A 21,857-nucleotide genomic window follows, 5' to 3' on the forward strand; every position below is an offset into this window, starting at 1 on the left:
TAAAGCAGCCGATTTACTCTTCTTAGTTATTTTGGTTCTTCCTTTTCGTACTAATTGCGAAATTGTTGGCATACTAAAATTTTGTTATTAATTGTTTTTATTCTCTTAGCTCTTTTCTAAGAGTTTGCAAATGTACAAATATTTTCTGCTTAATCAAATATGATTATATTTTATTTTAAAATGATTTTTCACCATATATATCATGTATATTCACCCCTTAATTAGTTAGGGTTTGAAAATAGTACTTAAAACCATTATTTACTTCTTTTTAATTACTATTTCTTTTGTTGAAATGCATGCTCAAGATTTTGAGTTAAGAATTCACACAAAGGATAGTACTACTATGTATGTTTTAAAATCTTTTGAGTATTTAAAAAATCATAAATCTAAGCAAAGTGTAATAAACGAAGTTAGAGATATTTCAAAAAAAATAGCGCTAAAAGGTTTCATTAATAACAATTATTATTTAACCCAAAATGATTCTGTTTTTAATTGTTTATATGTATTTAATACTAAAATTGACAGTGTGCGTATTTATTATAACAACAAACTTATTGACAAAACTATTTTAAATAGATTAACAAAAAATTATACCAATACCTATTTTGAAATACTCACAAGTGATATTGAGTATTCTTTGAATTATATCGTGGCGTATTTTGAAAATAAAGGTGCTTCATTTACTTCAACTTCATTAATTAACTTATCACAAGAAAAAAATAAATTAACTGCAAACCTTCAATTAAATATTTCTGCAAATCGAAAAATAAATACTGTTATAATTAAAGGGTATTCTAATTTTCCGAAAAAATATTTGAATCACTATTTAAATTTGAATCAAAAAGCTACTTTTAATTTAAAAACTTTAAATTTAGTTGGTCAACTAATAAATACGATTCCTTTTGTTGTACAATTTAAAAAACCAAAGGTTTTATTCACTAAAGACTCAACAACCCTTTATTTATATCTAAAAAAGAAACAGATTAGCACTTTTGATGGAGTTATTGGTTTTTCAAACAAAGAAGATAGCAATAAACTTATTTTTAATGGCTATTTAAATTTAAATTTAAACAACATATTTAATAAGGGTGAATTATTTAGCTTAAACTGGAAAAACAACGGTGAAGAAACTCAAACTTTAAATTTAAAATTTACAACACCTTATATATTTAACTCTAAATTTAACACTTCTGGTGAATTCTCAATTTACAAACAAGACTCAATATATGTTAATACTACCTCTAAAATTAATATTAGCTATAACATTACTAGAAATAATTATATTGATATAATCCTAACAAATGAGAATTCAAATTTAACTTCAACAAGTACTACTTTAGATATTTCCGACTTTAAAAATACATTTATTGGAGTATCATACGCCTACAAGTCACTTCAAAATATAAAAAACTCAAACAGTCCTAAAATATTTATAAATATAGAATATTTAAAGGGTAAAAGACTTATTAATAACACAAAAAATAAGCAAGACAAAATTAAACTCTCAGGAGCATATCTTTTTGAATTAAATCAAAAAAATTCAATCTTTATAAAAAGCACGAACGAATTATTGATTGGAAAAAACCTATTACAAAATGAACTTTATAGAATTGGTGGAATAAACTCTATAAGAGGTTTTGATGAACAAAGTATATTTACTTCCAAATATGCTGTATCTAATATTGAATACCATCATAGTATAAGTCAAAACTCTCAACTATATTCAATAACAGATGTTGGTATTTTATTAGATCCTATTACAAATTCAACTTCGAAGTTATATAGTATTGGTTTAGGCTATACCACAATTTCAAATAATAGTATCATAAATTTGAGCTACGTAATTGGAAAAAGCAAAAAAACTTCACTAAACTTTAATACATCTAAAATACACATTAAAATAACATATCCATTCTAAAAGTATTCCATTCAATCTAGAACAGCCAAAATCTAGCGCAACCTTTTAAAAAAAATGCATCTATTTTAATAGGTCGAGTATATTTTAATAAGTTTATAACCGCTTTTAGGCTTAATTTAACATGTTTAATAGAAAACACTATTAAATATTAACATATTTTAAGACTTTAACACTCAAAAGTTTGGTTTATTAACAAATTATTAAGATTTTTGACATAATTAATTCAAATAATTATATAATGAAAACAAAGTTTAATGGTTTTTTAACGCTTATACTAGCGTTTATGGTGCAAATAACATTTGCACAAGAAAAAACTGTTACAGGGAATGTGTCCGACGCAAGCGGACCCCTACCTGGTGTAACAGTTCTAATTAAAGGTGCCAATGTAGGTACTCAATCAGATTTTGATGGAAACTTTTCAATGAAAGCCAATGTTGGCGATGTGCTGCAATTCAGTTTTATGGGAATGCAAACAGTTGAAAAAACCGTTGGAACATCTAATAGCATAAACGTTGTTATGCAAGAAGATTCCCAAGCATTAGAAGAAGTTGTAGTTACTGGATTTGGTCGTAAAGTTGAAAAAAGATCTGCCACATTTGCCGTTCAACAAGTTGGAGGTGATGAAATGACACAAGCTCGTGAAACTAATATTGTAAACTCTTTGTCAGGTAAAATTGCAGGGGTACAAATTACAAATAGTTCTGGTGCTGTTGGTTCTTCTTCAAGAGTTATACTTAGGGGTGCTGCTTCTATTACAGGTAATAACCAACCACTATATGTGGTAAATGGTGTGCCTTTAGAAAGCGGAAACATTGGTAATTCAGATAGTAGTGGTGGTGCTGATATTCCAAATGGTATATCAGATATTAACGCAGATGATATTGAATCTATTTCTGTTCTTAAAGGACCTGCTGCTGCTGCACTTTACGGTGTAAGAGCTGCAAATGGAGTAATTCAAATTAAAACAAAAACCGGTAGAAAAGGACAAGGATTAGGAATTTCTTTTAACAGTACTATGTCTGTTGAAGATCCTTTATTGTTACCAGATTACCAAAATTCTTATGGTCAAGGTGGAAACAATACATCTTTTGAATGGGTTGATGGACAAACTGGAAGTGGTTCTGTAGATGAAAGTTGGGGACCTCCATTAGATGTAGGTTTAAACTTTGTTCAATGGAATTCTTATACTGTTGGTGGTGCACCATTACCTTGGGTATCTAGACCTAATAATATAAAAGATTTCTACGAAACAGGGGTGACTCTTAACAACAGTATTTCTTTTACTGGTGGTGCAGAAAATATTGGTTATAGATTATCTGTTGGTTCAATGGATCAAACAGGTATGGTACCAAATACAGATCTTAGACGTTTTTCAGTAAGTGGATCTTCTACATACACTATGTCTGATAAATTCACAACTTCTATTGATATTAATTATACACGTTCTAAAAGTGATAACTTTGTAACTCAAGGTTATAACAACGAAAACCCAGTACAACAAATGATTTGGTCTGGTAGAAACGTTGACTTTAATGCATTAAGAGATTGGAGAAATCTTCCATTAGCAGCAGCTGGAACTGCAGCGGCTGGTACTCCTCTAAACTGGAATACAGTTTTCCAAAACAACCCTTATTGGGTGTTAGATACCAATACAAGAGAATATAGTAGAGATAGAGTTGTTGGAAACATTGCTTTAAACTACGAAATTAATGATCACTTTAATTTAAGTGGTAAAGTTGGTACTAACTTCTGGAGCACAAGACAAAACTTCAGACAAGCTTTTGGTAGTAATAATGCACCGAATGGTTATTATTCAGAAACTAACCGTACTTATATGGAGAGAAATTCTGAAGTTATAGGATCTTATAATACAAAAATAACTGAGGACTTAGCTTTTGAAATGAGTGTAGGTGGAAATTCAATGTATCGTAAATCTGAGTTAGCATATACTGCAGCTCCACAATTACAATTACCTGGATTATATAATGTGAGTAACTTAGCAGCTGGAAGTAGTTGGGTAGTTTCTAACTCTTTTTCAGAACAAAAAATTAATAGTGTATTTGGTTTTGGTAAATTCTCTTACAAAAATTATTTATTCTTAGAATTTTCTGGAAGAAATGACTGGTCTAGTTTATTACCTAAAAGTGATAATAATTTCTTCTACCCTTCTGTTACAGCAAGTGCTGTAGTTACAGATATGGTTGACTTTAATTCAGATGTAATTTCTTTCTTAAAAATTAGAGGTGGATGGTCTGAAGTTGGTGGTATTGGAGCATTAAGCCCATATCAATTACAACCTACTTTTGCATTATCTACTGAAACTTGGGGTGGTAACTCTGTAGCTTATTTACCAGGTACTTTAAACAATCCTAATATAAAATCAGAATCTACAGTAGGTACTGAATTTGGTTTAGACCTTAGATTATGGAATAGTAGAGTTCGTTTTAATGCTACCTATTATGACCAAACAAGTTCTGATTTAGTAGTGCCAGTTCAGGTAACTGCTGCTTCAGGTTATACTAATGCGGTACAAAATGTAGGGGAAATGAATAATAAAGGTATTGAATTACAATTAGGAACTACTGTTGTTGAAACTGGTGATTTTAAATTTGATTTAGATTTAAACTTTGCAAAAAATACCAATAAAGTTGTTTCTTTAGGAGGCTTAGAATCTTTAGTGTTAGGTGGACAATGGTCTATGACATTAGAAGCTAGAGAAGGTCTACCTTATGGGTCTATTGTAGGTTCTTATTTTGAAAGAAATAACGGAGACATCGTTTTTGAAAATGGATTACCTAAAATTGCTTCTGGTACGAAAGTATTAGGAAATATTACTCCAGATTGGACAGGTGGTGCAAATTTCACTTTTAGCTACAAAAACTTAAGTTTCAATGCTTTAGTTGATGCTAAAATTGGTGGAGATATTTACACAATGACAACAACTTGGGGTAGATACGCTGGTGTATTAGAAGAAACTCTTTTAGGTAGAGAAACTGGTATTATTGGAGACGGTGTTATGCTAGAAAATGGTGTTTATGTACCAAATAATGTAGTAAGAAGTGCTGAAGACTATAATAAAAGAGCTTATTCAAATAGTATTGTAGAAAGTTCAGTATTTGATGCTTCTTATGTGAAATTAAGACAAATAATGTTAACATATAAATTACCTAAAAAGCTAGTTGCTAAAACGTTATTTACCAATATTAATTTTTCAGTAGTAGGTCGTAACTTGGCTATATTGTACAAAAATATACCACATATTGATCCTGAATCTTCTTTTAGTGATAGTAATGAAAATCAAGGTCAAGAGTTTGGACAATTGCCTTCTGCAAGAAGTATTGGTTTTAACATTCAGTTAAAACTATAAAGTAACAATTCTAAAATATTAAAATATGAAACGATTTAAAATTATAACAATTCTCTTCTTAAGCTTACTGGTTTCAGTTGGTTGTGATAGTGATTTTGAAGAGATAAATCAAGATCCTAACAACCCACTAGAAGTTCCTTCTAGTTTATTAATACCAGGTGTTGTTAGAGCTGCTCAAAACGAATCTTACAGTACTTTTACTGGAGGAGATATGGGAGCATGCTGGTCTCAACAATTTGCAAAAGTGCAATACAATGACGAAGCAAGATACATCCCTAGACAATCTGTAATCTCTAGAGTATGGAATACATATTATGCGGTAGTTATTGCAGACGCTGATGCAATGTATAGCATCGCTGAAAGCGAAGGAAATAACAACATGATGGGTGTAGCCTTAACATTACAAGCGTATGGGTATGCTTTTTTAACAGACGTATATGGATCAATTCCTTTTACTGAAGCTATTCAAGCTGCTACTGAAGGAAATATAGCTCCTGTTTACGATAGTCAAGCTGATGTTTATGCAGGTACTTTAGCAATGTTAGATAATGCTATTTCTTTATTAGGAACTGGCGGAACTATTGATGGTATCAATGATATTTTATATGGTGGTAATGCTAACTTATGGAAGAAATTTGCAAGTTCATTAAAATTTAGAATGCTTATGAGAGCTTCTGGACAAATGAGTGTATCAGGAGATTTACAAGCTTTAGTAAATGCAGGAAATTTATTTCAAAGTAATGCAGATGAAGCTAAATTAGTTTATTTAGGTGCTGATCCAAGTGCTAATCCATTATATGAATCTATTGTTTTTGGAACAAGAGGTGAATGGAAAATCAACTCAGAAATGGTTGATAAATTAGCTTTTGATGCGGATCCTAGATTAGCAGTGTATGCTGGTTTAAATGATGCTGACGAATATAGAGGTAAACCTTCTGGATTTGTGGATGTGCCAAATGATGATTATAACTATACCAATGTATCAGCTTTAGGAGATTTCTATTTACGTCCTGAATTACCAGGTGTATTTGTTTCAAATGCTGAATTAAAATTCTTAATGGCAGAAGCTGCTCAAAAAGGATTCATTAGTTTAGATGCTGAAGCTTTATATATGGAAGGAATCACTGCTTCTTTAGATTATAATGAAGTTCCTGGTCCAGATGCTGCTGCTTTTTTAGCACTTCAAAATTTACAACCAGATACTGCAACTGCTTTAAAACAAATTGCAGAACAAAATTGGGTTGCTTTATTTTCTCAAGGTGTAGAATCTTGGAACGAATGGAGAAGAACAGGTTACCCTGTATTGTCTCCTGCTGCTGAAGCAGATTTAAACCAAATTCCATCTCGTTACAATTATCCAACGACTGAGAATTCAATTAACAAAGCAAATCTTGATGCTGCTGTTGCTGCACAAGGTCCAGATAATTTAACAACACCAGTTTGGTGGATGAATTAAGACAAATTAATATTAAAAACTTATAATTATGAAAAAAATATTTAAGCTGTTTGTAGCGGTATCTTTATTACTTGTGTACTCTTGTAATGATAATGCTGATTATAATACAGACGACTATTTAACAGGTACAGCTAGCGAAGGTGGTGCCATTGTAGCTGTTAACAAAGATACAGGAGGTAAACTTTTAGGAATACCTTCTTCAACAGATTTTGCAACTGCAACTGTTTCATTTGCAGCTTCAGAATTAGACTTTAGCGTTATACTAATGTCTGGAGGAAATGATGTTAGTGGTTATGAAATTATGAAATCCTTAAATGGAGGTACAGAAGTTTCAGTAGCAACTAGTACAACACTTCCTATTTCTTTAAGTTACTCAACTCCAGAAGAGTTTGTAAGTAATTTAGGAATAGCTCCTACTGATTTAAGAATTGGAGATGTTATTTCATTTAGAACTAAAATGATTAGAACTGACGGCTCTGTTGAATTTGCAGGACCAAATGAAGGTACTTTTTCAGTAACTATTAGTTGTTCTTCAGACTTAGCAGGAACTTACCATTTAACTGTTGTTAGAAGTAACGGTCCAGATGTTATTTTCCCTAACGAGAAAATTATTGAAGTAAGCCCAGGTGTTTACAAAACAGAATCTATCTACAAATGGGACGTAGGATCTATTGCTCCAGATCAAGGATTTAACTTCCAAGATATTTGTGGTGAATTAACAGTTCCTGAACAAGGTTTAGCGCAAGGATATTATAGTAATGTTGTTATTGGTACAGAACCTGGTTTTGTAGATGGTGCTACAGGTGATTTGAAAATATTTTACTCTGTAGATTTTGCATCAGGACCTGTAACTTGTATTGGAACATACGTGAAATTATAATTTAAAAAATAAAAAGATGAAAATAAAATTTATAAAAAAGTTCTTATCACTTTTCGTTTTAAGTGCTGTACTATTTAGTTGTATTGATGATGATCAGACTGGTGAAAGCCAGTTGACTCCTTCATCTCCAACTCTTTCAGTAAATTTAGGATTTACAAATCCTACGCTAGTTGAAGATGACACAGAATATACCTATACGGTTACTCTAAGTGAAACTCAAATAGTTGATGTAAAACTTCATGTAACACAAATTGGTGGTACTGCAAGTGCTGATGACTATGAAATGACTACTTCAATTACAATACCTGCAGGATATACTTCTGCAAGTGGAAGCATTAAAATACTTAATGACGAATTAATTGAAGATACAGAGACATTACAAATCCAAATTGGTGATAATAGAGTTGCGAATGCAGCTTTTACTGCTGTAACTACTGAATTTACCATTTTAAATTATACTGAAGGAGATTTAGTTATAGATATGGATTGGGCGTTAACAGCTATTGCTACTGATGATTCTGGTGAAGAAATTAGTGCAACAGATTTTGCTGATATGCGGTTATTATTAACGGATGCTCCAACTAATCAAGCTATTCTTGATGGTGCTGATGGTGGAAGTTTTGAAACGTATGTTTTATCAGGTAATGCTCCAGATGGTGACTATTATTTAGTGGCAGATTTTTACGATGCAAATGCAGATATCGTTAGAACGTTGGATATTAACCTAGAGTTTAACCAAGCGGGTGTTATTAATGGAGATGCGCATGCGTTTCCTTCAGCAATAACTAACGACTTTATTTGTGGAGCTAACTTCTTTGTATTAACCAAAGTAACTAAAGCTGGAACTACATATACATTTGAAGATATGGGTATTAACAACATGCTGTCTAGCCATAAAGTTTGGTTAGGTACTGATGCAGGTTTTGATAGCCAAATTGAAACTGGTGTTGATTGTACAGGAGGTTTAACTATTTCTAATGTAATTGCAGGTTGGATGTTAGATTTTTGGGGTGAAGAGGTACAAGTAGCTGGAGATGTATATTATACTATAGATGCTAGTGGTGTTATTACCATTGCAAACCAATTTTTATACACTACTATTTGGAATGGTGGTGTTCAACCAGATTATTATATAGAAGGTACTGGTACTTTAGATGAAGCTAATGGTACTTTAGATATCGCTTACAAATTAATCCAAGATGGTTGGGATGTTAGTGGTGATTATGGAGAAGCTGATGGTTTTTTCCATGCAACTTTAACATTAGATTAAACTAAATAATAGTAATACACTATAAATTAAATTAAAAACCACCCATTAAAATGGGTGGTTTTTTTATGTAAAAAACAACTAAGAAATAAAATGATACTATTTTATATTTAGTTATGTCATAATTGTTACATATAAACTCTATGCTACGCAACCATTTAAATTTTTATCATCTATTTATTAATAATCTTAACATAATTTTTGGTTTTTTTTAACATTAAATTAGGAAATCAACTATTTAAGTAAGATTTTTGATTAATTAATTCAAATAATTATATAATGAGAACAAAATTTAATGGTTTTTTAACGCTACTTCTAGCGTTATTAGTGTAAATAACATTTGCACAGGAAAAAACTGTTACAGGTAATGTTTCCGATGCAAGCGGTCCCTTACCAGGTGTAACAGTTGTAGTAAAAGGTACTAATACAGGTACACAAACCGATTTTGATGGGAATTATTCAATTGTTGCTTCCTCTGGAGATGTATTACAATACAGCTTTATGGGTATGCAATCTATTGAAAAAACAGTAGGTACTTCAAATACAATAAATATTGTTATGAAAGAAGATGCCGAAGCATTAGAAGAAGTTGTTGTAACTGGTGTTGCAGGTGCTACTTCAAGAAAAAAATTATCTATAACTGTTGCTTCAGTAACTGCAGAAGAGTTACAAAAGGTACCGGCAGGTTCTGCGGCAAGTGCTTTGCAAGGTAAAGTTGCAGGTATTTCTGTAACTAACTTAGGTCGCCCAGGTCAAGGTGCTACTATACTTTTACGTGGTGCTGCTAACTTTTATGGATCACAAGCTCCTTTAGTAATAATGGATGGCGTTTTTGTGGAAGGTGGTTTAGCTGATATTAACGTAGATGATATTGCTTCTTTCGAAATTGTAAAAGGTGCATCTGCATCTTCATTATACGGTTCTCGTGCAGGAAATGGTGTAATAGTAATTACTTCAAAGAGAGGTAAATTAGGTAAAACTCAAATTACAGTACGTTCAGAAATTGGTTATTCAGAAATTAATAATTTTATTGATACAAATCAATCTCATGGTTTTGAATTAGCTTCTGACTGGCAAAACTTCCAAGGACAATACACAAAATATGAAGGAGTTACTTATGGCCCTAATTATCAAAGTGTTTATGCAGCTTCTGGAGATAATGCAGTTGTAGGTACAAGAATTCAATCTGCCGACCATTATTCTGATAATCCTTATGGAGTATATAATAATTTCCAAGATTTGTTCTTCCAAACTGGAAGTAATATGACAAATTATGCTTCTATTTCTAATGGTAATGACAAATCAAAAGTATTTATTTCAACAGAAAACACTGAAGTTGATGGTGTTTTAGCTGAAGTAGGCGGATATACAAGAAATAGTATTCGTTTAAATGCTGATTATTATTTTAATGACTGGTTAAAATTTAGTGCTAGTAATAATTTCATAAAAATTAATGACAATAGTCCTGTAGGTGATTCTGATATTTATAGAATTGTTTCTAGATTAGCTCCAGATGCAAACGTATTATTAGACAATCCTGATGGACAACCTTATTATTTCAAACCTGATCCATGGGAAAATGAAATTGATAACCCATTATATGATTTATATGTAAGAGATGCTGTTGCAAAACAACAACGTTTTTTAGGTGGTTATAAATTAAATTTAAAATTTACTGAAAATTTAAACGCAGATTTAGAATACTCATTTGAGAATAATAATTATAGATATACACGTCATAATAAATATGAAACTTATACAACTACAGGAGACCCTATAGGTTTTGGGTACAGTAAAGGTTCTATATACAAACAAAGTTCTTTAGAATTATCTCAAAAATTACAGGCTACACTAAACTACGCTCAACAATTTGGAGAATTAGACGTAAAAGCAAAAATTAGTTATTTAGCAGAAGATAGAGCTTATGAAGAATTTCATGCAGCTGGTAATGATTACCTATATTCAGGCTTACCAACATTAGATAACTTTAACAATACTAATGTAACTGCAGGGTCAAATAAAGAAGATGTAAGAGCACAAAACATGTTTGCAATTGCAGGGTTTGTTTATAAAGATCGCTATATTTTTGATGGTTTATTTAGAAGAGATGGTTCTTCATTATTTGGAGAAAATGACCGTTGGAATAACTATTATAGACTTTCCGCAGCATATAGAATTACTGAAGATATAGAAATTCCTGGTGTACAAGAATTAAAAATTAATGTAGCTACAGGTACTTCTGGACAACGCCCTGGATTCTCTTGGCAATATGAACAAACTGGAATTGCTGGTGGTGTTTTATCAACTAATAGAATTAAAGGTAACCCAGATCTTAAACCTTCTTTAACAACTGAGACAGAAATAGGGTTGAATGCTTCTTTCTTAGATCGTTTTACGTTAGAATTTGCATATTCAAATCAAGTATCTTCAGATCAATTTATGCTTGTGAATCTATTTGCTCCTGCTAATGCTGGAAAAAATAAACAATGGCAAAATGTTGGTAATTTAGAGTCTAATACCTACGAATTTACATTAAATTCTAAAATCATTGATAAAGAAGATATGAAATGGAGAGTTGGAGTTAACTTCACGAAGTCTGATTCTCAGATTACAAAATTAAATGCTCCAGAACAACTTGTTGGTACAGATGGTTTATTCTTACTAAGAGAAGATACTGAATTTGGATCTATGTTTGGTAGAAGTTTTGTAACTGATTTGGAAACAATGGCAAATCAATTACCAGCTGGAACGTCCATTACCGATTATGTTGTTAATAGAGATGGAGTTGTAGTAAGAGCTGATGCTATTGGTACTATTAATGAATCTGCAATCATAAAAGTTGATGAAAATGGTGTTGCTACCTTTGAAAAAATTGGGAACCAAAATGCTGATTTTAGAGTAGGAATAGTATCTAATTTCTCATATAAAGCTTTCGATTTCTACATGCTTTGGGATTGGAAAGGTGGAGGAGACATTTATAATAGAAATGGACAATGGACAACAATTAGTGAACGTAATGGTATGGTAGATCAAGCTGGTAAAGCTGAAAGTGAAAAGAAAACTATAGATTATTATGCATCATTATATGATGTTAACCAAAATCAAGCTTTTTGGGTTGAAGATGGTACTTACGTAAAATTAAAAGAAGCATCTGTTTCTTATACTTTTGACACTGACAAACTATCAAGTATTGCTAACGGATTCTTTGATGAAGTTAAATTTAGCCTTATTGGAAGAAACCTATTAACTTTTACTGATTACCTTGGTTGGGATCCTGAAGTAGCGAATTATGATTCAGCTACACAACAGTACTTTAGTGTAGATTATGGTGTGTACCCAACAAATACATCATACTCATTATCTGTACAATTTAAATTTTAATTAAAAAATATTTAAAAATGAAATACATAACAAAAATATTTTCAATCGTGTCAGTGCTACTTTTTGTAGTTTCTTGTCAGGATTTTAATACAGATTTGGATGTTAAGAATTTAGAAAATCCTAATGACTTCATCCTAACCTCAGATCCTGTTGCACTAGAAGCAACAGCAGGTACTTTATTACAAAATTGGTTTATGTCTGTACATAGTACCAGTGCGCCAGGTGCAGCTTTTGCAACTATGGCTGATAGTTTCTACATGTTCTTGGGGTAACTTTGGTATGAGAGATACTTCAAGCGAACCTAGAGTGGCCTTTAACAATAGTAGTTCTTATAGTTATGCATATATAACTAATTCTTATTTCAATGCATTGTATTCTGTACTTTCAGATTCTAATACATTAGCATTAGCAATTCAAAATGGTACTGAATTTTCAAACAGTAATCAAATTGAAGTTATTGCCAAATTAGGGCAAGCTTTATCTATTGGATATTTAGCACTAGTATTTGATAAAGTTTGGATATCTGATGAAAATGGCGCTGTTGAAGGTGCTGAAGGTGATGGTGCTTCAACTTATGCTGAAGCTATGACATTTGCTCTTACTAAATTAGATGAAGCAATTGCGATTGCTCAAACGAATGGTGTTTCTGTTCCAGAAGCATGGTTACCTAACAATGGAGGAAATAGTAGTCAATTTATTGCTTTTATGAATAGTATGGGTGCTCGTATGCAAGTTAATAATGCACGTAATTTAACTGAAAAAGGTGCTACTGACTGGAATAAAGTGTTAACTTATGCTAATAATGGACTTACTTCCGATTTAGAAATATTTATGGATGATGTTACTTGGTATGATTTAATTCCTAAAACATATTTAGTATTTCCTGGCTGGGCACAAGTTGATATGAGAATTATTAGTATGATGGATCCAAGTATGCCAGACTATTGGACTGATGATATTACAGTAATACCAGAATCTTCATATGGAGCTGGAGTTGATGCAAGATTGGCAACTGATTATGGCTATTTATCTGCACAAAGTTTTAGACCTGATAGAGGTATTTATCACTTTAGTAACTACCGATATAGTAGATACGATAGCTATATAACTAATTGGGTTGAGAATGTAGTTGAATTTTCAGCTGCTGAAAATGATATGTACAAAGCTGAAGCTATGGCAAACTCTGGAAATGTAGCTGGAGCCGCAGCAATTATCAATGCAGGTACTAGAACAACAAGAGGTGGTTTAGCTAATGTAGCTACTGATCTTACTGCTGTTAAGGCTGCAATATTCCATGAAAGAATGGTAGAATTTTCTTTTACAGGAATGGGGCTTGGTTTCTTTGAAATGAGAAAAGAAAACTTATTACAAGCTGGTACATTATTACATTTTCCAGTACCAGGGCAAGCTTTAGAATCTATTCCTGCTGATGGATATACTTTTGGAGGTTCTGAAGGTATAGCTGGTGAAGATTATTCAAATGGAGGTTGGAGATAATTAAAATTAATAATTTAATAATTATAATATGAAAAATATTTTAAACAAATATATTTATTTAAGCTTATTCTTAGCTTTAAGTTTAGTAATCACATCTTGTGATGATGATGACTTAGAAAGTGACGCCTCAAAAGTTGTCCCAATAGTAACAGCTATAAATGGTGAGGTAGTAGCATTCATAGGAGATACATATACTTACACCTTAAAACCATATAGAGGTGGATCAGAGTATATTTGGAGTATAACAGGAGCCGAAATACAACCTGTTGAAGGAAGAAAAGATCAAATTAATGTTCATTTTAATCAATTCAGTGAACCTGTTTCACTTTCAGTGTATGAATTGGCATTTAATGGGAAATCTTCCGATCCAATTAATACTGGAATCACTGTTTTTGGAACACCTTGTGACTGGACTATAGAAATGCAAGATGCATTTGGTGATGGATGGAATGGAGCTTCACTTTCTTTTACCTTTGATGGCTTTGATGGAGGTGAATTTACTTTAGATGATGGAGACGAATTAACACAAAAAGTGCCTGTTCCTGATGGTAGTGTCGTTGAAATTAAATTTAATTCTGGAGATTGGGACGAGGAAGTCACATTCCAAATTTATGATGGAAATGGAACATTGGTTTTAGATGCTGGGCCTACGCCTACTATAGGAACTATCGTGTCAATGACTAACTCATGCAACTAATATAAATGATGTGATTTAAATTATTTAGTGAAAACACCTTTAAATCAATAAATTTTATGCATAAAAAAACCACCTCAATTGAGGTGGTTTTTTTATTCCTACAATATAACTACATTTGCAGCATGGAAAATGAAGTTTCAAAAATATTTGGTATTAGAGCTGTTATAGAAGCAATTAATTCAGGAAAAACTATTAGTAAAATATTTTTACAAAAAGATTTAAAAGGTCATTTGTTTTCAGAATTAAATGTACTTATAAAAAAGAATAATATTGCAACAAGCTATGTCCCTATTGAAAAATTAAACAGACTTTCAAAAAATAGCAATCATCAAGGTGTTGCAGCACAAATATCACCTGTTGAGTTTGCAGATTTAGATACATTAATTACTAATACACTAGAAAAAAAAGAAGCTCCTCTATTTTTATTACTCGACCAAATTTCTGACGTTAGAAATTTTGGTGCAATTATAAGAACTGCAGAATGTACAGGTGTAAACGGTATTGTAATTCAAAAACAAGGAAATGCACCTATAAGTGCAGATACTATTAAAACTTCAGCAGGCGCTGCTTTTAAAGTTCCAATTTGTAAAGTTGATCATTTAAAAGATGCTGTTTTTCAATTTCAAGCTGCAGACATTCAACTTGTTGCAGCTACAGAAAAAACTGAAAATTTAATTTATAATATTGATTTAACAAAACCCACTGCAATAATTATGGGATCAGAAGATAGAGGTATTAATCCTTCAATATTAAAAATTGTAAACCACAAAGCTAAACTTCCTTTATTAGGTGAAATAGCATCGTTAAATGTTTCTGTAGCGTGTGGTGCTTTTTTATATGAAATAACCAGACAAAGAATTGTAAAATAACTTTCTTACAAAGAATAATAATAATTTACTAATTTAATTATATCACCTTCTTTTCTGAAATTTATTTTATGTGCCTTTATAAAAGAACTAACTAGTTTAGAATTCGCATTTAAAACTTCAAGAATACTTTTCTTCCTAAGTTTAACATGAACATATAATCCCTGACTGTTTTTAATATAATAGGTAACCTTTTCCTGAAATTCAAGAGGGAAATTATTTTCGGTTTGACTCCCTTTACTTCTATTAGGATCAAATACTATTTTTTGGTTTTTTTTAATAAAGTAATTGGTATTTTCTAAATTAAACACTATCTCATAAAAACCTCCTTCATCTAGTGAATTAAAGTTGTTACTTTTAAGTTTCACAAAATCATGCTTTAACATTCTTCCTTTTTCTAAAATCGAAAACCCTGTTAATGAGTTATCCGTAATTTCGATAATTTCATCAAAATTTTTCATATTTTTAATTAAAACTCTGTTTTTATAAACATCATATTGCAAATAATTTTGTTTAGAAAAAATACTATCATTCAAAACTAACATACCATCATTCCACTCATTATATATGAAATTATCTCCTTTAATTTTATCACTCCTTTTAATAATGTATTCTCTAACTACTTTACCACGATAATCTAAATTCTGCGCAGTTTGTGAAAATACATTTGAAAAAATAAACATTAATACGATACTTATAATTGGTTTCATAATTACTTTTTTTTAATTTAAAATAAATATACAAAAATTATGCCCAAAACATAAAATGCTAACTTTTAACTCTTTTATGAATTTTCGTTCGTAGTATTAGTTACATCAATTTCAATAAAATTTCCATCTTCATCAAATTGATTTTCAAACTCTTCATTTTTTGTGAATATAAATTTTTCTGGTTGTGGTCCTTGTTTTCTAAAAAGAAAGGCAAAAAGAAAACCTACTACAAAACCCGATAAATGACCTTCCCAAGATATACGTTCTTCCGTTGGAAAAATGTACCAAACCATACTTCCGTATAAGAAAACTACAATAAGCGATAATGCAATTAATCTATAATATTTTCTGATTATTCCACTAAAAAAAATAAAACTAACTAATAAATATATGATTCCACTTGCACCTATATGATAAGATGGACGACCAATTACCCAAGTTAATAACCCGGTTAGAATTAAGCCCATAATAAGTATTTTAGTTGCTATTTTTTGATAGAAATAATACAAACAACCCATCATTACAAATAATGGTACCGAATTATTTATTAAATGGCTTGTATTACTATGAATAAATGGTGAGAAAAGAATACCTCTTAAACCAATAATAGATTTTGGGTAAATCCCATACTTATTAAAATTAAATCCAAATTTAATTTCAACATAATAAATAATCCAAATTAATATAATTGTTATTAGGGGAACAACAATTACATTCGGCCTAAATTTAAAGTTAGTTTCGCTCACTTATTTTAATTATTTAATATACAAATATCAAATATAAGTCCAAATAATTAGTTACTGAAATATTGGCAGAAACAAAGTAACTAACAATTAAATTAACTACTAATATATTTCTTATTTTTACGCTATGAATGAACCTTTAGCTGAACGCATACGACCAAAAACACTTGACGACTATATAAGTCAACAACATTTAGTTGGCAAAGATGGTGCGCTAACGCAACATATAAAGCGAGGCGTAATTCCGTCATTAATTTTTTGGGGACCACCAGGTATTGGTAAAACTACGTTAGCAAATATTATTGCTCAAGAATCACAACGACCATTTTATACATTAAGTGCCATTAATTCGGGAGTGAAAGATATAAGGGAAATTATTGCAAAAGCGAAACAAAGTGGTGGTTTATTTACTAGTAAAAATCCTATTTTATTTATTGATGAAATACACCGCTTTAGTAAATCTCAACAAGATTCATTACTTGGCGCAGTTGAAAAAGGTTGGGTAACGTTAATTGGAGCAACAACTGAAAATCCTAGTTTTGAAGTAATACCTGCTCTCCTGTCTCGTTGTCAAGTTTATATTTTAAACTCATTTAACAAAACCGATTTAGAAGATTTATTAGAACGTGCTTTAAAAACTGATCCTATAATTTCTCATAAAAAAATTACAATTAAAGAAACTGAGGCTTTATTAAGAATTTCAGGTGGAGATGCTCGAAAATTATTAAATATTTTTGAACTAGTAGTAAATTCTGAAGACGAACCAATTACCATAACTAATGATTTGGTACTTCAAAAAATTCAGAAGAATACGGTACTTTACGATAAAACTGGAGAGCAACACTATGATATTGTTTCAGCTTTTATAAAATCTATAAGAGGTAGTGATCCCAATGGTGCTGTTTATTGGTTAGCTAGAATGATTGAAGGTGGTGAAGATGCAAAATTTATTGCTAGAAGGTTACTTATTTTAGCTTCAGAAGATATTGGAAATGCAAATCCTACGGCACTTATTTTAGCCAACAATACATTTCAAGCTGTTAACATCATTGGATTTCCTGAATCTAGAATTATATTAAGCCAATGTGCCATATATTTAGCAAGTTCACCAAAAAGTAACGCTTCTTACGAAGCTATTGGAAAAGCACAAGCTTTGGTTAAAGAAACAGGTGATTTATCTGTACCTCTTCACTTAAGAAATGCACCTACAAAATTAATGAAAGAATTAGATTATGGAAAAGACTATAAATATGCTCATAGCTATGAAAACAACTTTGTAGCACAAGAATTTTTACCAGAAGAATTAACCAATACTAAATTTTACAATCCTGATGATAATCCTAGAGAAAACAACTTAAGGGATTTTCTAAAGAAACAATGGAAAGATAAATACCACTATTAATCTACTCTTTTATATATTTTCACTTCATTTTTAGTATCAATAACTAAATTTCCATCACTATTTAGTTCTACTAATTGAGGCTGTTTATAAGCAATCCACTTAATAATAAACAATGTTCGTTTTGAAGTTTTATAAATAGTGGCAAATTCAAAATTTTCATCACCTCCAACAATAATGTAATTATTTCCTTTTTTTAAAATAGTACTTATTCCCCAATTCTCAAATACAAATTTCCCTTCAATAGATGTAACAACTGTTTTTTTAGGAACCTTTATACTTACAGTTTTTTGGTGTAATTTATTTGTTTTATTTTCCTTGTCTAAAGCTATTTTTTTCTCTATTACTGGCAGTTGTACTAATTTTTTTTCTTTTTTAATCTTAATCTCTTTTACCTCAATTGGTATATTATTTTCAGCTACAATAACTGTTTTTTTAGGTTCTTTATAACTATTATTTTTGGAAATATTTTCATTATATGAATACTCAAATTCCTCAAGTTCTATAAATGTTAATCTTATTGCTTCCTGATATGCTTTTTTATACTCTTTTTGTTTTGAAAAAGCCTGTTTAGTTGAATAGACAATTTTATTATAACAGTCTAATAAATCTATATTCATTCTAGTTTTAAATAAACCAGGACTACTATTTATGTTAACTTTTAAAGCCAAACAGCTATTTTTTGCTAAATCTTCAGGGTAATTATCATCGGTAAATAAAACGCTGTATCCGGCTCTATTAAATAAAAATTTAGTTAAAGAATTTAATTGGTGTTGATCCTCAAATTTTTGGAACTCGTACTGTTTTGGAACTAGAATATATTTGTATGAATTGATATTTTTTTGAGCAAAAAGGATTGAACTAAAAAATAAAAAAACGAAACTTATTGCAATTGATTTGCTCATGATTATATACTTTTTAAAGGTGTTAAACATACTTATTTTTTAACAATCGTAAATGTACTAATTTTTATTTTGAATACTAAAGTTGACCCCTAGCTGAAAGCTTGCACTTTTGGCATTGTACAAATTATTTAAACTCAATAAATTATCAGCTACAAAATAAGAGTTAAATATTCCTAGCTGAATTGCTACTCCTACTCCAATATTTGAATATGAATAAGGATCAGCCGTGTAGGTAAATTTACCTTGTAAATACTTACCTAATTTTCGTTCATAAAACAATGTTGCTGCTAAATATGAGTGTACAGCTCCAACAGTTGAATATAAGTGAAATCCAATTTTATTTAAATATGTTTGAGGATCAATTAAAAATCTACAATCATCATACTTCTGACCAAAAGAATAACTAACTGAACCATTTAATTTTACAGGACGTAATGAAATATAGCTTTTATATAAAGTGTCTAATACAATACTATTGTCAAATTCATCTTTTAAATCGTTCCAATAATCTTGTGGGTTATCTGGGTCAAAATTTAATTGAAACCCTTCGACTTCATAATCCCCACTTACTTTATATGATTCAACATTTTTAGAATAATTTACAAACCCAAGATCAAGTATACTTCCCGTTACAATCCATTGGGATTTTAATTGGTACGTAAATCCCATATCTATCCCAAACCCTAAATTTCCGCCAAAAAGCAATTTACTTTTAATAAAAGATGCATCTATGTTTTCATCACTATCAAGAAACATACTTGATGTTTGCATTAAAAAATTGACATTATTTAAATGCTGATTATAAACATTATTAGTTCCTTGTTCTGTAAAAAATGAACCAGAATTTAACTTAGTATTTGCATTAAAAACACTCGAGTATATTTTAAATCTCCCTCCTACCTGCCATTTTTTATTAATTCTTTTAGATAATCCTACATGAAGAACACCAAACAATTCAACTCTTGATGCTAATTTATTGATAGAATAATGTCTGTTAATATCCGTATTTCCTTCATAAAATAAGTCAACAATGTCACGTGGGATTTTTGCTAAAAAATCAAATTCCTGATAATAGCCAAAACTTAAGTAATTAGTGTCATTTAATCGAAAACCCGCACTTAAAATTTCTAACTGTTGATTTATGGCCATAAATTCAGTAGTGCCATAGTTATTTACAGCATCTCTAATTTTATCGTTGATATCAATTCCATCATCAGCAAAAATATCGTAAACTGAAAATCCTGTAAATCCTGCCTGAGCACTTAATTGCGAAAATAACGGTAAACCTACATGAAACTTATGGCTAACCTCAGCTCCTGGATTTAATAGTAATGTTTGTGGTAAATCTGCAAAATCATATAAAATTTGTTTATTTTGAGAATAACCTATAGTACCTACAAGAAAACTTAGTATTAATAATTTTCTCATATATTTTTGTAATTAAAAAAAAGTTTTACAAAAGATTGTATTTCTAATGTTGAAGTTTCATTAATTGTTAATACACTATCATCTTCACTTGGTAAAAGTATCATTGTAAAACCAAAATATTTGGTATTATAAATTACATGAATATCTTCTTCCGGTATTTCAATAATGGTTGTTAATTCTGAAGTATTTTTAGGAATATTTACTTCGGGGGTAAGCTCGTAAATAGCTTGGCTAGATTCATCATAAAAAATAACACTTAATATAAAATTTCTATCAAATGTATTTTCGGTAACTACTGTAAATTCTATTTTTTCTAAAGATGCTCTGCTATCATCTGATATAGGCGCTTGAATTAAATCTTTAGTGAAAATTATTTCTTCATTAAATTCATTCAAAAAATTTGAAACAGTTAAATTTAAATGGATTAAGGTCGCTAAATATGTTGTATGAATACTTGCATCATCTATCTGATTGAAATCAATATCTTTAATACAACTTTGCATACTAATGAGTATTAATATTGCTAGAATTATTTTTTGGGGATTCATTAAAAATTGATTTAAATACTACACTTATAAATTATAAATATTGCTTTATTTCTAATAACTGGTTAACGCTTTTTATATTTTCACTAACAGGTTGTTTTTTATAATTAAAATAAATAGCATCTATCCCATTATTTATAGCTCCCATAACATCAGCTTCCCAATTATCACCTATCATTATTGATTCTTTTGATGTTGCGTCAGCAATATCTAGTGCATAATTGAAAATTATTGGATTTGGTTTTTTTACACCTGCATCTTCAGAAGTAATTATTTTATCAAAATATTTACTTAACCCAGAATTCTCTAACTTTTTATACTGAACTTCATTAAACCCATTCGTAATAATATGAAGTTTGTACTTTAAATACAAATGCGCTAATATTTCGTGAGCACCTTCAAAAAGTTGATTATTATTTGGTAAAACTTCAATATAATCTATAGATAAATTATCTATTAGCTCATTATCAAACTGATACTTTATTTTAACAAAAGTATCTCTTAATCTTCCAACCCTTAACTCTTCTTTGGTTATTTTTTCATTTCTATAAAGTCTCCAATAATTTTGGTTGATACCTCTATAATAATTTAAAAACTTTTGAAGATTTAGACCTACATTGTGTTTTTTGAAAATAGTTTCAAAAGCAATATCTGAATTTGTTTCAAAATCCCAAAGCGTATGATCTAAATCAAAAAATATGTGGTTGATATGTTTCATTTACATTATATTTGAAACAAAGTAATTAAATTGAAATTAAAATTTAACTATAAATCAATATCTTTTTTCCAAAAAAATAT

The 21,857-nt window shown here is 30.2% G+C and carries 17 protein-coding genes and 1 pseudogene; 11 read left to right on the forward strand and 7 right to left on the reverse strand.

Translation table 11 applies throughout. The features are described from left to right. Positions 1-72 (reverse strand): annotated as a pseudogene (locus tag QM495_RS03580) (30S ribosomal protein S12); the annotation flags it as partial. A 160-nt stretch (positions 73-232) separates the two neighbouring features. Here QM495_RS03580 and QM495_RS03585 point away from each other — a divergent pair. The 10 genes from QM495_RS03585 to rlmB all read left to right on the forward strand — a co-directional run bounded on the left by QM495_RS03585 (position 233) and on the right by rlmB (position 15,332). Beyond that, a complete protein-coding gene (locus QM495_RS03585; protein WP_408670738.1) occupies positions 233-1,918 on the forward strand; it encodes a hypothetical protein in 1,686 nt (561 codons plus the stop codon). 238 nt (positions 1,919-2,156) lie between these two features. After that, entirely contained in the window at positions 2,157-5,285 is a 3,129-nt protein-coding gene (locus QM495_RS03590; RefSeq protein WP_408670739.1) for a SusC/RagA family TonB-linked outer membrane protein, read from the forward strand. Positions 5,286-5,310: 25 nt separating this feature from the next. Next, positions 5,311-6,741: a SusD/RagB family nutrient-binding outer membrane lipoprotein gene (locus QM495_RS03595; RefSeq protein ID WP_408670740.1), complete on the forward strand. Its 1,431-nt coding sequence runs from the start codon at positions 5,311-5,313 to the stop codon at positions 6,739-6,741. Between the two features lie 28 nt (positions 6,742-6,769). Continuing rightward, positions 6,770-7,621: a hypothetical protein gene (locus QM495_RS03600; RefSeq protein ID WP_408670741.1), complete on the forward strand. Its 852-nt coding sequence runs from the start codon at positions 6,770-6,772 to the stop codon at positions 7,619-7,621. A 16-nt stretch (positions 7,622-7,637) separates the two neighbouring features. Next, on the forward strand, positions 7,638-8,891 hold the full coding sequence (locus tag QM495_RS03605; protein WP_408670742.1) for a hypothetical protein: 1,254 nt from the start codon (positions 7,638-7,640) through the stop codon (positions 8,889-8,891). Positions 8,892-9,221: 330 nt separating this feature from the next. Then, positions 9,222-12,269 (forward strand): SusC/RagA family TonB-linked outer membrane protein, encoded by a 3,048-nt coding sequence (locus QM495_RS03610; protein WP_408670772.1) that lies wholly within the window; start codon positions 9,222-9,224, stop codon positions 12,267-12,269. A gap of 17 nt (positions 12,270-12,286) precedes the next feature. Next, positions 12,287-12,541 (forward strand): hypothetical protein, encoded by a 255-nt coding sequence (locus QM495_RS03615; protein ID WP_408670743.1) that lies wholly within the window; start codon positions 12,287-12,289, stop codon positions 12,539-12,541. Positions 12,542-12,548: 7 nt separating this feature from the next. Further along, entirely contained in the window at positions 12,549-13,766 is a 1,218-nt protein-coding gene (locus QM495_RS03620) for a hypothetical protein (protein ID WP_408670744.1), read from the forward strand. Positions 13,767-13,794: 28 nt separating this feature from the next. After that, positions 13,795-14,463, forward strand: coding sequence for a hypothetical protein (locus QM495_RS03625; RefSeq protein ID WP_408670745.1), 669 nt, complete (start codon positions 13,795-13,797; stop codon positions 14,461-14,463). Positions 14,464-14,585: 122 nt separating this feature from the next. Then, positions 14,586-15,332, forward strand: coding sequence for a 23S rRNA (guanosine(2251)-2'-O)-methyltransferase RlmB (rlmB, locus tag QM495_RS03630; protein WP_408670746.1), 747 nt, complete (start codon positions 14,586-14,588; stop codon positions 15,330-15,332). Positions 15,333-15,337: 5 nt separating this feature from the next. On the opposite strand, the gene QM495_RS03635 is transcribed toward rlmB, so the two are convergent. Both QM495_RS03635 and QM495_RS03640 read right to left on the reverse strand, forming a co-directional pair. After that, positions 15,338-16,039, reverse strand: coding sequence for a hypothetical protein (locus QM495_RS03635; protein ID WP_408670747.1), 702 nt, complete (start codon positions 16,037-16,039; stop codon positions 15,338-15,340). Between the two features lie 74 nt (positions 16,040-16,113). Beyond that, positions 16,114-16,785, reverse strand: coding sequence for a rhomboid family intramembrane serine protease (locus tag QM495_RS03640; protein ID WP_408670748.1), 672 nt, complete (start codon positions 16,783-16,785; stop codon positions 16,114-16,116). Positions 16,786-16,909: 124 nt separating this feature from the next. Here QM495_RS03640 and QM495_RS03645 point away from each other — a divergent pair, with 124 nt between their 5' ends. After that, on the forward strand, positions 16,910-18,184 hold the full coding sequence (locus tag QM495_RS03645; protein ID WP_408670749.1) for a replication-associated recombination protein A: 1,275 nt from the start codon (positions 16,910-16,912) through the stop codon (positions 18,182-18,184). Here the strand turns inward: QM495_RS03645 and QM495_RS03650 are convergent. From QM495_RS03650 to QM495_RS03665, 4 genes are all read right to left on the reverse strand, one after another. Continuing rightward, positions 18,181-19,086, reverse strand: coding sequence for a hypothetical protein (locus QM495_RS03650; protein WP_408670750.1), 906 nt, complete (start codon positions 19,084-19,086; stop codon positions 18,181-18,183). The genes QM495_RS03645 and QM495_RS03650 overlap by 4 nt on opposite strands. Positions 19,087-19,143: 57 nt before the next feature. Next, positions 19,144-20,514, reverse strand: a complete 1,371-nt coding sequence (locus QM495_RS03655) for a DUF5723 family protein (RefSeq protein WP_408670751.1) — start codon at positions 20,512-20,514, stop codon at positions 19,144-19,146. Continuing rightward, positions 20,511-21,017, reverse strand: a complete 507-nt coding sequence (locus QM495_RS03660) for a hypothetical protein (protein ID WP_408670752.1) — start codon at positions 21,015-21,017, stop codon at positions 20,511-20,513. The genes QM495_RS03655 and QM495_RS03660 overlap by 4 nt, the downstream gene beginning before the upstream one ends. A gap of 76 nt (positions 21,018-21,093) precedes the next feature. Further along, complete coding sequence (locus QM495_RS03665) at positions 21,094-21,777, reverse strand: YjjG family noncanonical pyrimidine nucleotidase (RefSeq protein WP_408670753.1); 684 nt, start codon at positions 21,775-21,777, stop codon at positions 21,094-21,096. Positions 21,778-21,857: the final 80 nt, after the last annotated feature.

The organism is Lutibacter sp., from assembly GCF_046055765.1.
Taxonomy (GTDB): Bacteria; Bacteroidota; Bacteroidia; order Flavobacteriales; family Flavobacteriaceae; genus Lutibacter.

What these genes read in the sequence shown, in the direction of transcription:
- QM495_RS03590 (WP_408670739.1), top strand. Translation starts at nt 2,157, where the DNA reads ATGAAAACAAAGTTTAATGGTTTTTTAACGCTTATACTAGCGTTTATG.
- QM495_RS03595 (WP_408670740.1), top strand. Translation starts at nt 5,311, where the DNA reads ATGAAACGATTTAAAATTATAACAATTCTCTTCTTAAGCTTACTGGTT.
- QM495_RS03600 (WP_408670741.1), top strand. Translation starts at nt 6,770, where the DNA reads ATGAAAAAAATATTTAAGCTGTTTGTAGCGGTATCTTTATTACTTGTG.
- QM495_RS03605 (WP_408670742.1), top strand. Translation starts at nt 7,638, where the DNA reads ATGAAAATAAAATTTATAAAAAAGTTCTTATCACTTTTCGTTTTAAGT.
- QM495_RS03615 (WP_408670743.1), top strand. Translation starts at nt 12,287, where the DNA reads ATGAAATACATAACAAAAATATTTTCAATCGTGTCAGTGCTACTTTTT.
- QM495_RS03620 (WP_408670744.1), top strand. Translation starts at nt 12,549, where the DNA reads ATGAGAGATACTTCAAGCGAACCTAGAGTGGCCTTTAACAATAGTAGT.
- QM495_RS03625 (WP_408670745.1), top strand. Translation starts at nt 13,795, where the DNA reads ATGAAAAATATTTTAAACAAATATATTTATTTAAGCTTATTCTTAGCT.
- rlmB (WP_408670746.1), top strand. Translation starts at nt 14,586, where the DNA reads ATGGAAAATGAAGTTTCAAAAATATTTGGTATTAGAGCTGTTATAGAA.
- QM495_RS03635 (WP_408670747.1), bottom strand. Translation starts at nt 16,039, where the DNA reads ATGAAACCAATTATAAGTATCGTATTAATGTTTATTTTTTCAAATGTA.
- QM495_RS03645 (WP_408670749.1), top strand. Translation starts at nt 16,910, where the DNA reads ATGAATGAACCTTTAGCTGAACGCATACGACCAAAAACACTTGACGAC.
- QM495_RS03650 (WP_408670750.1), bottom strand. Translation starts at nt 19,086, where the DNA reads ATGAGCAAATCAATTGCAATAAGTTTCGTTTTTTTATTTTTTAGTTCA.
- QM495_RS03655 (WP_408670751.1), bottom strand. Translation starts at nt 20,514, where the DNA reads ATGAGAAAATTATTAATACTAAGTTTTCTTGTAGGTACTATAGGTTAT.
- QM495_RS03660 (WP_408670752.1), bottom strand. Translation starts at nt 21,017, where the DNA reads ATGCAAAGTTGTATTAAAGATATTGATTTCAATCAGATAGATGATGCA.
- QM495_RS03665 (WP_408670753.1), bottom strand. Translation starts at nt 21,777, where the DNA reads ATGAAACATATCAACCACATATTTTTTGATTTAGATCATACGCTTTGG.